This is a genomic window from Achromobacter sp. ES-001, assembly GCF_019448355.1.
Taxonomy (GTDB): domain Bacteria; phylum Pseudomonadota; class Gammaproteobacteria; order Burkholderiales; family Burkholderiaceae_B; genus Achromobacter; species Achromobacter spanius_B.
Genome location: NZ_CP079940.1, coordinates 750,459 through 763,947, shown reverse-complemented (window position 1 = coordinate 763,947; position 13,489 = coordinate 750,459). Strand labels below are relative to the sequence as shown.

The following is a 13,489-nucleotide window of genomic DNA, read 5'->3' as shown; positions in this document are numbered from 1 at the left end:
AAATTTTTCAGAACGAAAACTGGTTCAACACATCCGGCATACCCTTGGCCAAGTCTTCCGCCTCGCGGCTGGCCAGAGTAGCGGCGTCCCACAGCTCGAAGTGCGCGCCCAGACCGAGCAGCATCACATCGCGCGTCATACCGGAAGCGTTGCGCAGTTCAGGAGCGATCAGGACCCGGCCGGAGCCATCCAGTTCGACATCCTGAGCGTTGCCCAGCAACAGCCGCTGCAACGCACGAGCCGTCATGGGAAAAGCGGCGATCTGCTCGCGCTTCTTTTCCCATTCAGGCCGCGGGTACACCAGCAAGCAGCCGTCAGGGTGGCGGGTCAGGGTCAGCCGGCCATCGGCCTGCGACATGAGCGCGTCACGATGCCGGGTCGGAATCGAGATCCGCCCCTTCGCATCCAGCGTGAGTGCGCTGCTTCCCTGAAACACCACTTTTACCCCACTTAATTGCACAATTTCCTACTATTTCCCACTCTACGGTATGGCAATGGGGCGGTCAAGCGAGTGGTTGCAATTTTTTCAATCACAACAAGGACTTAGGCCAATATGTAAAACCGCAAAAAGAAAAACCTCCTGATTTATCAGGAGGTTGCGGCACACACTAAAAGTCCTTCGTCAGAAGTAGCGGCTAACGATGCCTTTGCATTGTTTTACGCCGCGCCCTTTGCACCGGTTGGCGAGGCTTCCCGCCGAACGCCCCATTTTGGCGCCGGGAAAAAATCGCCGGCGCATGCCGCGCGGCCAGGCATTGATGCCCGGCGCCGCGCGAGTGGGAATATTCGATGCAAGACGGGTCTATAGGCCGGATTCTGTACACCAGGTTGCCCTGGCGGACGATCATTCCTCTGCGCGGATCATTGCTGAGCCGCTCTAGCCATCTACCCGCATGCTTGGACGGAGCCGCCCTTCGCGACCCGAGGGCCGCACGCATGCCTATTTGATGTTGCTCCGGATAGAGGTTGCCGCGTTTCACCCTGAGACGCCGCCATTCGTTGCCGAACGACGCGATACGGAGATGGCCGTACCTGTGCGCGCAAAGCGCGCCCGCTTCCCAGTCTCGTCTCTGTGGCCCTATTCCTCAACCGCGCCCGAGGACGCGGCCGGACGGCCGTTAGCCGTTATCCTGCCCTGTGGAGTCCGGACCTTCCTCGATGGATTCGCATCCACCGCGATCGCCCGACCCGTCTTGCGGTTCGTATTCTATTACAGGTAGCGGCACTGTCCCCGACACGCCCCGGTCTTGGCCCATTCAACGGCTTGCCGAGGTTCCTGCGACAATACGCGTTGATCCGCTTAGAAGCCGCAGAAAAGACCGACTACATGGCCCTCGCTACCCTCATCACCCTGACCGACATTCAGCTGGCCTATGGCCACCACCCGTTGCTGGACCATGCCGACTTCGCCATTCAGGCCGGCGAGCGCATCGGCCTGATTGGCCGCAATGGCGCCGGCAAGTCGTCGCTGCTCAGGCTGTTGGACGGCCGCACGCTGCCCGACGACGGCGACATCGCCCGCAGCTCGGGATTGCGCGTGGCCACCGTCGAACAGGAACCCGAGCTGGACGAAAACGCCACGGTGTTCGACGTGGTCTGCAACGTGGAAGGCGACCATGAAGACTGGCAACGCCCTTCTCGCGTGCGCGCCATGCTGGAAAAGCTGGGCTTGCCCGCTGACGTGCAGATCGCGGGCTTGTCGGGCGGCACGCGCAAGCGCGTCGCCCTGGCGCGCGCCCTGGTTGAAGAACCCGACCTTCTGCTGCTGGACGAACCCACCAACCATCTGGACTTCGAAGGCATTGCCTGGCTGGAAGAGATGCTCCGCGGCTGGCGCGGCGCCGCCGTCATCATCACCCACGACCGGCGCTTTCTGGACGCCGTCACCACCCGCATCGTCGAACTGGACCGCGGCCGCCTGCTGAGCTTTCCCGGCAACTTCTCGCAGTGGCAGGAACGCAAGGCCCAATGGCTGGAATCGGAACGCCTGGAACAGGCCCGCTTCGACAAGCTGCTTGCGCAGGAAGAAGTCTGGATCCGCAAGGGTGTCGAGGCCCGCCGTACGCGCAATGAAGGCCGCGTGCGCCGCCTGGAAAGCCTGCGGGTCCAGCGCGCTGAACGTCGTGAACGTATTGGCGACGTCTCGTTGGCATTGGCTGAAGGCCAACGTTCGGGCAAGCTGGTTGCCGAGCTTGAGCATGTCGGCAAGACCTTCGGCGACAAGGTGGTCGTGAACGACTACTCCACCACCATCCTGCGCGGCGACCGCATCGGCATCATCGGGCCCAACGGCGCCGGCAAGACCACGCTGCTCAAGCTCATCCTGGGCGAGATGCAGCCCGACAGCGGCACGACGCGAATGGGTACCAATGTGGCCGTCGCGTATTTCGACCAGATGCGCGCGCAGCTGGATGAAAACGCGTCGCTGGTGGACATCATCAGCCCGGGCAGCGAATGGGTTGAAATCGGCGGCACCCGCAAACACGTGATGACTTATCTGGGCGACTTCCTGTTCTCGCCCGCCCGCGCCGGCTCGCCCGTGCGCAGCCTGTCCGGCGGCGAACGCGCCCGCTTGCTGTTGGCGCGCCTGTTCGCCCGCCCTGCCAACGTGCTGGTGCTGGACGAACCCACCAACGACCTGGACATCGAAACGCTTGAGCTCCTGGAAGAGCTGTTGCAGGAATATGCCGGCACCGTGCTGCTGGTCAGCCACGACCGGGCGTTTTTGAACAACGTTGTCACGCAGACCATCGCCTACGAAGGCGACGGACACTGGCGCGATTACGTCGGCGGATACGATGAATGGGTGGCGCAGCGGCCCGCGCCTGCCGCAGTGGAAGCCGATGTGGAAGCCACCGCCAAGCCTGCTGACGAAAGCGCCGCGCGCGCCAAAGTGGCCCGTGCCAAGCCGGCCAAGGCCAGCAAGATCAATGCATGGGACTTGCGCGAGCTTGAAGGCCTTCCCGATGCCATCGCCGCGCTGGAGGCGCAGCAGGCGGAACTGGCCGGCAAGTTGGCGGACGGCAGCCTCTACCGCGACGCGCCGGCGGAAGTCGAGCGCATCAACGGCGAACTGGCCAAGCTGGAAGGCGAGCTTGAAGAAAAGTTCGCGCGTTGGGAATTGCTGGAAGCACGCCGCGACGGCACGCTGTAAAACGCCGGCACGCCTTTTTTCGGCAGCTTATATTTTGGTCATCTATATATAGGCACATCTATATCGGCCTATTGACCGCCCGCGACACAGCAAAAAATCGGGGTGATCGGCAACATGCCAATCACCCCGATTCACGTTAGTGGCCGCGCCCGAGCGCGCCCCGTGCCGCTCAAGCGTGAGCGCGCCAAGCCAGCGCCTCGCCCGCCGCCAACGGCACCAGCGTCGTGTTGCCGAATGCCAGTTCTTCGGGCACCTGATACGTTTCGCGCACCAGCGTCAGCGTGCCGGTATTGCGCGGCAGACCATAAAAATCGGGACCATGGAAGCTTGCAAAGCCTTCCAGCTTGTCCAGCTTGCCCACGGCATCAAACGCGGTCGCATACAGCTCCATCGCGTGCAGCGCGGTGTAGCAACCCGCACAGCCGCAGGCGTGTTCCTTCAAGCCGCGGGCGTGCGGCGCGCTATCCGTGCCCAGGAAAAACCGGGGGCTGCCGCTGGTGGCGGCCTCGACCAGGGCAAGGCGGTGCGTTTCGCGCTTCAGGATTGGCAGGCAATACCAATGCGGGCGCACGCCACCTTGGAAGATCGCGTTGCGGTTGTAGAGCATGTGCTGAGGGGTGATCGTCGCGGCCGTCGGCCCTTCAGCATCACGCACATATTCGGCGCCTTCTTTCGTCGTGATGTGTTCGAACACGACCTTCAAGGCCGGGAATGCGCGGCGCAAGGGTTTCATGACGCGTTCGACAAAAATGGCTTCGCGGTCGAATACGTCGATAGCAGGATCCGTCACCTCGCCGTGCACGAGCAGCGGCATTCCGCATTTTTCCAATGCTTCCAGGGCCTGCGTGCACTTGCCCAACAAGTCAGTCACGCCGGCGTCCGAGTTGGTCGTCGCACCTGCGGGATAGAGCTTCACCGCGTAGACCTGACCGGATGCATGCGCGTTGCGGATCTCTTCGGCTGAGGTGTTGTCCGTCAGATAAAGCGTCATCAGCGGAGTGAACGCGTCGGCGTTGCCACCCGCCTTGCGCAACGCTTGAAGGATGCGATCCCGGTACGCCAGCGCCTGCTCGGTGGTGGTCACCGGCGGCTTCAGATTCGGCATGATGATGGCTCGCGCAAACTGGCGCGCGGTGTCGGCCACCACGGCTTCCAGCGCCGCGCCATCGCGCAGATGCAGGTGCCAATCATCAGGGCGGGTGATAGTAAGCTGAGTCGTGCTTTGAGTAGACATGGAAGAGGCTTCTTAATCTGCCAGCGGCATGCCCCGTTCTGCCAGCGCGGCGAACATCGCGCTGCCCAGGGGAATGACCGCATCGTTGAAATCAAAATGAGAGTTGTGCAGCACGCAGCCCGACTCGGCGCCGCCTTGGCCCAGGCGGAAGTATGCACCTGGCTTGCTCTGCAACATGAACGAGAAATCTTCGGAGCCCATCGACGGCACCAGATCGCGCACCACGTTTTCTTTGCCGATCATCTCGGTGGCGATGTCGGCCACCAGGTTCGCATGCTGCGGCGTGTTCAAGGTGGCGGGATAGATGCGTTCGTAGATCAGTTCAGCGGTCCCGCCGAACGCGTTGGCGATTGCGGTGACCAGCTCTCGCATGCGAGTCTCGACCATTTCCTGGACCGACTTGCGAAACGTACGCACAGTGCCCACCAACTTGGCTTCGCGCGGGATGACGCTCATGGCGCCGGGATGGCCCGCCTGCATCGACCCGATCGACACCACGGCGGAATCCAGCGGGTTCACGTTGCGCGATACGATCGTCTGGAGCGCCGTGATGATCTGGCCGGCGATGGTTACCGGATCAATGGTTTGATAAGGATGCGCGCCATGGCCGCCGCGCCCGGTGATCTGGATCTCAAAACGATCTGCCGCCGCCATCATCGGCCCAGGGTTGATGCCGATGGTACCTGGCCGCAAGCCGGGCCAGTTGTGCAGGGCATAGATGGCATCACACGGAAACGTGTCGAAAAGGCCATCCTCCAGCATCGCGCGCGCACCACCTCGGCCTTCCTCGGCGGGTTGGAAAATCAAGACCGCCGTACCGTCAAAATTGCGCGTCTGAGCCAGGTATTTGGCGGCACCGATCAGCACCGCCGTGTGCCCGTCATGACCGCATCCGTGCATCAAGCCAGGTTTGGTGGACTTATGGCCGAAGTCGTTGTCCTCGGTCATCGGCAAGGCGTCCATGTCCGCGCGCAGCCCGATCATGCGGCCGCTGTCGCAGCGGCGGCCACGTATCACGCCGACCACGCCCGTCTTGCCTATCCCCCGATGCACTTCGATGCCCAACGCTTCCAACGCGCCGGCGACGATCCCGGAGGTTCGCACCTCTTCGAAACCCAGTTCGGGGTGGGCATGCAAATCGCGTCGCAGCGCAGTCAACTCGTCATGAAAAAGTCGAATTGATTCCAAGGCAGATCGTGCGTACATAGGAGGTTACAGAATGGCGTGATAGAGGGGACGGTGCGTATATTTTAGTTGCTACAGAGGATAAATGCCTTTGTCTTTACCAGAGAGACACGTTATGCTCCGGCCGCAGGACAATTTTTCCAACAGCCAGAGAAGGAGCGCCGCATTATGGCCACAACCTCCAAACCCGCGACCGCGCGCAAGCCGAACGCTGCATTCATGAAGCCCCTGACCCCCAGCGCCGAGTTGGCCGCTGTCATCGGCTCGGAAGCCGTGCCGCGTACCGAGGTCACCAAGAAGATCTGGGAATACATCAAGAAGCACAACCTGCAAGATGCCAGCAACAAGCGCAACATCAACGCCGATGCCAAGCTGCGCCCGATCTTTGGCAAAGATCAGGTCACGATGTTCGAACTGACCAAACTGGTCAACGCACATCTGAAGTAAGCAGGCAAAGGGCGTACCCCGTACGTCCCTGCCTCCTGGATTGTCGCGACGCCCTGGCTTTTCGCCGGGCTAGCCAACCCTCTGTTCAGCTGCGCCATCTTCGGCGCACCATCCCAAATCCACGTTCTGTGGATGCGGCGAAGCTCAATCCCCATACCGCCCCAGCACTTTCGGATCGCCCTGTTTGCGCCCCATTTGACGCGACGTTGTGTCTGCTCGTGTGTGCGTCCAAGCCCCTGCGTCGGGACGCGCTTAACGCCTGTCTCCGCGCGACGCGTCTTTGCGAGGGCATCGCGATCACAGCCAATTCGTGGACGTAAAAAAGCCGGCATCTCTGCCGGCCTTCTAAGCACCTACAAGACGCTTTTTCCCAATCAGGCGTAGGGAGTCGGTGAGCTGCCTTCCAACAGCGCCAGCCAGCCTTTGATCAAGCGATACAGCACCCACACGACCGTCGCGATCAAGCTGATCCAGCCGATGAAGATGTACACCGCGATGGCGCTGATCGCCAGCCACAGCATCGCCCACCAGAACGTACGCAACATCCAATCGAAGTGGCCAGCGTAAACCGTGCCGGCGGCGTCAGAGCGTTTCAGGTACATCAGCACCACGGCCGCCAATGTCGCAATGCCCAGAATTCCACTTGTCAGAAATCCCAGGGCGAATAAACCGTATGCCACATGGGTCAGCGTGCGCAGGTCCAACGTTGTGCCGGGCACGGGGGTCTGGGGATCACTCACGATAACGCTCCAACGAATTGACTCGGACAATCTTACCGCACAATACCCACCCATCCACGGGCGTTGTTATTTCGGCACATTCAGCATTGGCGCGGCTTGCAGCGTGATTGATAGCGCCGTTGCGGCATCAATTGGACGTTCATTTGCGAGCTCATTTTGAGCCTGAGTTCGAACTGTTATCGCCAAAGACAAAGCCCCACCGTGAACGGCGGGGCTTTGAGGGATAAGAGCTTGACGATGACCTACTTTCACAGACGTCCGTCCACTATCATCGGCGCGAAGGCGTTTCACTGTCCTGTTCGGGATGGGAAGGAGTGGTACCACCTTGCTATGGTCGTCAAGCGTAACTGCTTGAGTGGTTGCCTTGAGCGTCAACCTCTCGAATCTTTGTGTACTGCCTGGCACTGCATGAACATCTAATCACATTCGTGATGTGACGCCTAGTAGCTGTCATCACGCTTGACGGCGTTCTCACTTATACAAAAACAAAACCCCACAGGATTACCTGTGGGGTTTTGCGCAATAAAAGCCTGACGATGACCTACTTTCACAGACGTCCGTCCACTATCATCGGCGCGAAGGCGTTTCACTGTCCTGTTCGGGATGGGAAGGAGTGGTACCACCTTGCTATGGTCGTCAGGCGTAACTGGTTGAGCGGCTGCGGGTTAGCGCAACGGCTCCAATCTTGGAAGAAACACAACGTGTGAATGATCAGAGGCTCGCTCGATGATCATGCACAGGGGGTCGTAATTGGTGTTGGCTGGCTGCTGACGGTGCAGCCAGATTTTGTATTGAACGACACTTGGAACGCTATATCACCAGGTCAATAACCATCAGTGTTATAGGATCAAGCCTCACGAGCAATTAGTATCGGTTAGCTTAACGCATTACTGCGCTTCCACACCCGACCTATCAACGTCCTGGTCTCGAACGACTCTTTAGGGGGATCAAGTCCCCGGGATACCTAATCTTCAGACGAGTTTCCCGCTTAGATGCCTTCAGCGGTTATCTCTTCCGTACTTAGCTACCCGGCAATGCCATTGGCATGACAACCGGTACACCAGAGGTACGTCCACTCCGGTCCTCTCGTACTAGGAGCAGGCTCCGTCAAGTATCCAACGCCCACGGCAGATAGGGACCAAACTGTCTCACGACGTTTTAAACCCAGCTCACGTACCTCTTTAAATGGCGAACAGCCATACCCTTGGGACCGGCTACAGCCCCAGGATGAGATGAGCCGACATCGAGGTGCCAAACACCGCCGTCGATATGAACTCTTGGGCGGTATCAGCCTGTTATCCCCAGAGTACCTTTTATCCGTTGAGCGATGGCCCTTCCATTCAGAACCACCGGATCACTATGTCCTGCTTTCGCACCTGTTCGACTTGTCAGTCTCACAGTCAAGCACGCTTATGCCATTGCACTATCAGCACGATTTCCGACCGTACCTAGCGTACCTTCGAACTCCTCCGTTACACTTTGGGAGGAGACCGCCCCAGTCAAACTGCCCACCATGCACTGTCCCCGATCCGGATAACGGACCAAGGTTAGAACCGCAAACAAACCAGGGTGGTATTTCAAGGATGGCTCCACGTGATCTAGCGACCACGCTTCAAAGCCTCCCACCTATCCTACACAGGCCGGTTCACAGATCAATGCAAAGCTACAGTAAAGGTTCATGGGGTCTTTCCGTCTAGCCGCGGGTAGATTGCATCATCACAAACACTTCAACTTCGCTGAGTCTCAGGAGGAGACAGTGTGGCCATCGTTACGCCATTCGTGCAGGTCGGAACTTACCCGACAAGGAATTTCGCTACCTTAGGACCGTTATAGTTACGGCCGCCGTTTACCGGGGCTTCGATCAAGAGCTTGCACCCCATCACTTAACCTTCCGGCACCGGGCAGGCGTCACACCCTATACGTCGACTTTCGTCTTTGCAGAGTGCTGTGTTTTTAATAAACAGTCGCAGCCACCGATTCTCTGCGACCCCATCATGCTAAGCGCGCAGGCGCTTCACACTACCGGGGTATACCTTCTCCCGAAGTTACGGTATCAATTTGCCGAGTTCCTTCTCCTGAGTTCTCTCAAGCGCCTTGGAATATTCATCCCGTCCACCTGTGTCGGTTTGCGGTACGGTCTCGTACAGCTGAAGCTTAGAGGCTTTTCTTGGAACCACTTCCAATCACTTCGCAAGCAATGCTCGCTCGTGCCATACCCTTGATTTACGCGCCCGGATTTGCCTAAGCGCCATCTTCGATACAGCAACAGGGACATCCAACACCCTGATGATCTTCCGCGATCCGTCCCCCCATCGCACTGTACGACGGTACTGGAATATTAACCAGTTTCCCATCAGCTACGCATCTCTGCCTCGCCTTAGGGGCCGACTCACCCTGCGCCGATGAACGTTGCGCAGGAAACCTTGGACTTACGGCGAGGGGGCTTTTCACCCCCTTTATCGCTACTCATGTCAGCATTCGCACTTCTGATACCTCCAGCAGCCTTTACAAGCCACCTTCGCAGGCTTACAGAACGCTCTCCTACCGCGTGCACTAAAAGTGCACACCCGCAGCTTCGGTTTATCGCTTAGCCCCGTTACATCTTCCGCGCAGGACGACTCGATCAGTGAGCTATTACGCTTTCTTTAAAGGATGGCTGCTTCTAAGCCAACCTCCTGACTGTCTATGCCTTCCCACTTCGTTTCCCACTTAGCGATAATTCGGGACCTTAGCTGGCGGTCTGGGTTGTTTCCCTCTTGAGTCCGGACGTTAGCACCCGGTGCTCTGTCTCCCAAGCTGTACTTGCGGGTATTCGGAGTTTGCCATAGTTTGGTAAGTCGCCATGACCCCCTAGCTATAACAGTGCTCTACCCCCCGCAGTAATACTTGAGGCACTACCTAAATAGTTTTCGGAGAGAACCAGCTATTTCCAGATTTGTTTAGCCTTTCACCCCTATCCACAGCTCATCCCCTAATTTTTCAACATTAGTGGGTTCGGTCCTCCAGCACGTGTTACCGTGCCTTCAACCTGGCCATGGATAGATCATCTGGTTTCGGGTCTACACCCAGCGACTGAATCGCCCTATTCGGACTCGCTTTCGCTACGGCTTCCCTATTCGGTTAACCTTGCCACTGAATGTAAGTCGCTGACCCATTATACAAAAGGTACGCAGTCACCCCACAAGGAGGCTCCTACTGTTTGTATGCATACGGTTTCAGGATCTATTTCACTCCCCTTCCGGGGTTCTTTTCGCCTTTCCCTCACGGTACTGGTTCACTATCGGTCGATCACGAGTATTTAGCCTTGGAGGATGGTCCCCCCATCTTCAAACAGGATTTCACGTGTCCCGCCCTACTTGTCTTACGCTTAGTTCCACACACAAGATTTCATCTACAGGGCTATCACCTGCTACGGCCGGACTTTCCATTCCGTTCGACTATCTTGCATGCTAAAACGTAAAGGCTCTTCCGATTTCGCTCGCCACTACTTTCGGAATCTCGGTTGATTTCTTTTCCTCGAGCTACTGAGATGTTTCAGTTCACCCGGTTCGCTTCCACTAGCCTATGTATTCAGCTAGGGATACTGCATTGCTGCAGTGGGTTTCCCCATTCGGACATCTACGGATCAAAGCTTGTTTGCCAGCTCCCCGTAGCTTTTCGCAGGCTACTACGTCCTTCATCGCCTGTGATCGCCAAGGCATCCACCATATGCACTTAGTCGCTTGATCCTATAACGCTGTAGGCTATAGGACCTGAGTATTAGCGTTTGTGCCGTTCATAAGTTTCAAAGCAGTCTGAGGTTATTCACCCCAGTCTTGAGAACTTGGAACAAAATAATGCAATCACAACCCGTACTTATTTTCTTCGACTTGCGCCGAGTACTTAATAAGTACATTTCGTTGTGCTTCTTCCAGATTGTTAAAGAACGAATATAGCTGTTAGGTAAAACCTAACTCATAACGCTGACAACAGCGCTATGAGTTAGCCTCTACATCACCACCGGGGCGATTATGAGAATCAATGGTGGAGGTGAACGGGATCGAACCGATGACATCCTGCTTGCAAAGCAGGCGCTCTCCCAGCTGAGCTACACCCCCATATCCTGCATGGCAGAATACTTGGTGGGTCTGGTTGGATTCGAACCAACGACCCCCGCCTTATCAAGACGGTGCTCTAACCAACTGAGCTACAGACCCAAAACCTTCTCGGATCAGTAGTCAGGTAGCTGAAGACCCAGGGAAGATTCCCTCGACCCAAGCCTACAACTGATCCCAGCTATATCAAACAACCGATAAGAGTGGACGCTTAACACGAGCACTTAAGCTCTGAAAGGAGGTGATCCAGCCGCACCTTCCGATACGGCTACCTTGTTACGACTTCACCCCAGTCATGAATCCTACCGTGGTAATCGCCCCCCTTACGGTTAGGCTAACTACTTCTGGTAAAACCCACTCCCATGGTGTGACGGGCGGTGTGTACAAGACCCGGGAACGTATTCACCGCGACATGCTGATCCGCGATTACTAGCGATTCCGACTTCACGCAGTCGAGTTGCAGACTGCGATCCGGACTACGATCGGGTTTCTGGGATTGGCTCCCCCTCGCGGGTTGGCGACCCTCTGTCCCGACCATTGTATGACGTGTGAAGCCCTACCCATAAGGGCCATGAGGACTTGACGTCATCCCCACCTTCCTCCGGTTTGTCACCGGCAGTCTCATTAGAGTGCCCTTTCGTAGCAACTAATGACAAGGGTTGCGCTCGTTGCGGGACTTAACCCAACATCTCACGACACGAGCTGACGACAGCCATGCAGCACCTGTGTTCCGGTTCTCTTGCGAGCACTTCCAAATCTCTTCGGAATTCCAGACATGTCAAGGGTAGGTAAGGTTTTTCGCGTTGCATCGAATTAATCCACATCATCCACCGCTTGTGCGGGTCCCCGTCAATTCCTTTGAGTTTTAATCTTGCGACCGTACTCCCCAGGCGGTCAACTTCACGCGTTAGCTGCGCTACCAAGGCCCGAAGGCCCCAACAGCTAGTTGACATCGTTTAGGGCGTGGACTACCAGGGTATCTAATCCTGTTTGCTCCCCACGCTTTCGTGCATGAGCGTCAGTGTTATCCCAGGAGGCTGCCTTCGCCATCGGTGTTCCTCCGCATATCTACGCATTTCACTGCTACACGCGGAATTCCACCTCCCTCTGACACACTCTAGCTCGGTAGTTAAAAATGCAGTTCCAAAGTTAAGCTCTGGGATTTCACATCTTTCTTTCCGAACCGCCTGCGCACGCTTTACGCCCAGTAATTCCGATTAACGCTTGCACCCTACGTATTACCGCGGCTGCTGGCACGTAGTTAGCCGGTGCTTATTCTGCAGGTACCGTCAGTTTCACGGGGTATTAGCCCATGACGTTTCTTTCCTGCCAAAAGTGCTTTACAACCCGAAGGCCTTCATCGCACACGCGGGATGGCTGGATCAGGGTTTCCCCCATTGTCCAAAATTCCCCACTGCTGCCTCCCGTAGGAGTCTGGGCCGTGTCTCAGTCCCAGTGTGGCTGGTCGTCCTCTCAAACCAGCTACGGATCGTCGCCTTGGTGAGCCGTTACCCCACCAACTAGCTAATCCGATATCGGCCGCTCTAATAGTGCAAGGTCTTGCGATCCCCTGCTTTCCCCCGTAGGGCGTATGCGGTATTAGCTACGCTTTCGCGTAGTTATCCCCCGCTACTAGGCACGTTCCGATACATTACTCACCCGTTCGCCACTCGCCACCAGACCGAAGTCCGTGCTGCCGTTCGACTTGCATGTGTAAGGCATCCCGCTAGCGTTCAATCTGAGCCAGGATCAAACTCTTCAGTTTAATCTCTGTATTTGTTTCGTATTCTTGGTCCGAATAAATCCGAACCAGGTCATACGTCGCTACTCAAAGGAAGTGAGGTATGTTCTTAAACTTGACGTCTAAGGTACTTCACTTCTAGTGAGCACTTGATTTCATTGTGCTTGTGAAGCAAGTCAAGGTTTAACCCCGGACTTAAATCACAGTGCATCGCATCAAGCGCCCACACTTATCGGTTGTTTAATTGTTAAAGAGCGGTACTGCAAATTCGGTACTACAAACTGCTTACTGCTACCTGCTGATCCTGCCCGCGCTGCGCGGCTTTTGCCTTGCGTCGCTTGCTGTTTTCAGCAGCAGAGAAACGAGATTATGAAGGGTTTTTTATCGCTTGTCAAACCAGTGTCACATCTGTTCGCTTGGAGCGGATCATCTGTTGCACTGCCTGGCTTACGTAGCCTTCAGGCCTCTCACCAGCGTTTCCGCCAGCTCCTCTCTTTTAGCAGCTGTCGAAATATCGGGGCAGTTACCCTGAACTTTCGGCAGCAGCCAAGCTCGCCACTATAACATCTTTTCTACAAGTTATGCAACTGGCTCTTGCCTATTTTGCACCGTCTTGCACGCTGCTGTTTTCTGAATTTCTTCATCTTACAGCGGCGAGAAATATAGCTTCTCACTTATATAGAAAACAAAACCCCACAGGATTACCTGTGGGGTTTTGCGCAATAAAAGCCTGACGATGACCTACTTTCACAGACGTCCGTCCACTATCATCGGCGCGAAGGCGTTTCACTGTCCTGTTCGGGATGGGAAGGAGTGGTACCACCTTGCTATGGTCGTCAGGCGTAACTGGTTGAGCGGTTGCGGGTTAACGCAACGGCTCCAATCTTGGAAGAA

Annotated in this window: 6 protein-coding genes, 2 tRNA genes, 5 rRNA genes and 1 other RNA gene; 2 read left to right on the top strand and 12 right to left on the bottom strand. The window is 56.7% G+C overall.

Going from position 1 to position 13,489, the window contains the following annotated elements; translation table 11 throughout:
* Positions 1–7 precede the first annotated feature (7 nt).
* Positions 8–436, bottom strand: coding sequence for a division/cell wall cluster transcriptional repressor MraZ (mraZ, locus tag KYT87_RS03385; RefSeq protein WP_006226256.1), 429 nt, complete (start codon positions 434–436; stop codon positions 8–10).
* 353 nt (positions 437–789) lie between these two features.
* An RNA gene (gene rnpB, locus KYT87_RS03380) (RNase P RNA component class A) lies at positions 790–1,195 on the bottom strand.
* Between the two features lie 132 nt (positions 1,196–1,327).
* On the opposite strand from rnpB, the gene KYT87_RS03375 reads away from it, so the two are divergent.
* Complete coding sequence (locus KYT87_RS03375; RefSeq protein WP_219991691.1) at positions 1,328–3,154, top strand: ATP-binding cassette domain-containing protein; 1,827 nt, start codon at positions 1,328–1,330, stop codon at positions 3,152–3,154.
* 169 nt (positions 3,155–3,323) lie between these two features.
* On the opposite strand, the gene pyrC is transcribed toward KYT87_RS03375, so the two are convergent.
* Together pyrC and KYT87_RS03365 are read right to left on the bottom strand one after the other, a co-directional pair.
* Positions 3,324–4,388, bottom strand: a complete 1,065-nt coding sequence (gene pyrC, locus KYT87_RS03370; protein WP_104143376.1) for a dihydroorotase — start codon at positions 4,386–4,388, stop codon at positions 3,324–3,326.
* A gap of 12 nt (positions 4,389–4,400) precedes the next feature.
* Positions 4,401–5,594 carry a M20 aminoacylase family protein gene (locus KYT87_RS03365; RefSeq protein WP_046804326.1) on the bottom strand — a complete coding sequence of 398 codons (1,194 nt, stop codon included), beginning with the start codon at positions 5,592–5,594 and terminating at the stop codon, positions 4,401–4,403.
* 147 nt (positions 5,595–5,741) lie between these two features.
* On the opposite strand from KYT87_RS03365, the gene KYT87_RS03360 reads away from it, so the two are divergent.
* A complete protein-coding gene (locus KYT87_RS03360; RefSeq protein ID WP_006217453.1) occupies positions 5,742–6,020 on the top strand; it encodes an SWIB/MDM2 domain-containing protein in 279 nt (92 codons plus the stop codon).
* A gap of 374 nt (positions 6,021–6,394) precedes the next feature.
* Here KYT87_RS03360 and KYT87_RS03355 read toward each other — a convergent pair whose 3' ends face one another.
* From KYT87_RS03355 to rrf (KYT87_RS03320), 8 genes are all read right to left on the bottom strand, one after another.
* A complete protein-coding gene (locus tag KYT87_RS03355; RefSeq protein ID WP_046804327.1) occupies positions 6,395–6,814 on the bottom strand; it encodes a membrane protein in 420 nt (139 codons plus the stop codon).
* Between the two features lie 175 nt (positions 6,815–6,989).
* Positions 6,990–7,102, bottom strand: a 5S ribosomal RNA gene (gene rrf, locus KYT87_RS03350).
* A gap of 186 nt (positions 7,103–7,288) precedes the next feature.
* Positions 7,289–7,401: ribosomal RNA gene (gene rrf, locus KYT87_RS03345) — 5S ribosomal RNA — on the bottom strand.
* A 202-nt stretch (positions 7,402–7,603) separates the two neighbouring features.
* Positions 7,604–10,488 (bottom strand): 23S ribosomal RNA (locus KYT87_RS03340).
* A gap of 293 nt (positions 10,489–10,781) precedes the next feature.
* Positions 10,782–10,857: transfer RNA gene (locus KYT87_RS03335), tRNA-Ala, on the bottom strand.
* Between the two features lie 22 nt (positions 10,858–10,879).
* Positions 10,880–10,956, bottom strand: a tRNA-Ile gene (locus KYT87_RS03330).
* Between the two features lie 132 nt (positions 10,957–11,088).
* Positions 11,089–12,619, bottom strand: a 16S ribosomal RNA gene (locus tag KYT87_RS03325).
* Positions 12,620–13,323: 704 nt separating this feature from the next.
* Positions 13,324–13,436 (bottom strand): 5S ribosomal RNA (gene rrf, locus KYT87_RS03320).
* The 16S, 23S and 5S rRNA genes sit together here with 2 tRNA genes alongside, the layout of an rRNA operon.
* Positions 13,437–13,489: the final 53 nt, after the last annotated feature.

What these genes read in the sequence shown, in the direction of transcription:
- KYT87_RS03375 (WP_219991691.1), top strand. Translation starts at nt 1,328, where the DNA reads ATGGCCCTCGCTACCCTCATCACCCTGACCGACATTCAGCTGGCCTAT.
- pyrC (WP_104143376.1), bottom strand. Translation starts at nt 4,388, where the DNA reads ATGTCTACTCAAAGCACGACTCAGCTTACTATCACCCGCCCTGATGAT.
- KYT87_RS03365 (WP_046804326.1), bottom strand. Translation starts at nt 5,594, where the DNA reads ATGTACGCACGATCTGCCTTGGAATCAATTCGACTTTTTCATGACGAG.
- KYT87_RS03360 (WP_006217453.1), top strand. Translation starts at nt 5,742, where the DNA reads ATGGCCACAACCTCCAAACCCGCGACCGCGCGCAAGCCGAACGCTGCA.
- KYT87_RS03355 (WP_046804327.1), bottom strand. Translation starts at nt 6,814, where the DNA reads ATGGGTGGGTATTGTGCGGTAAGATTGTCCGAGTCAATTCGTTGGAGC.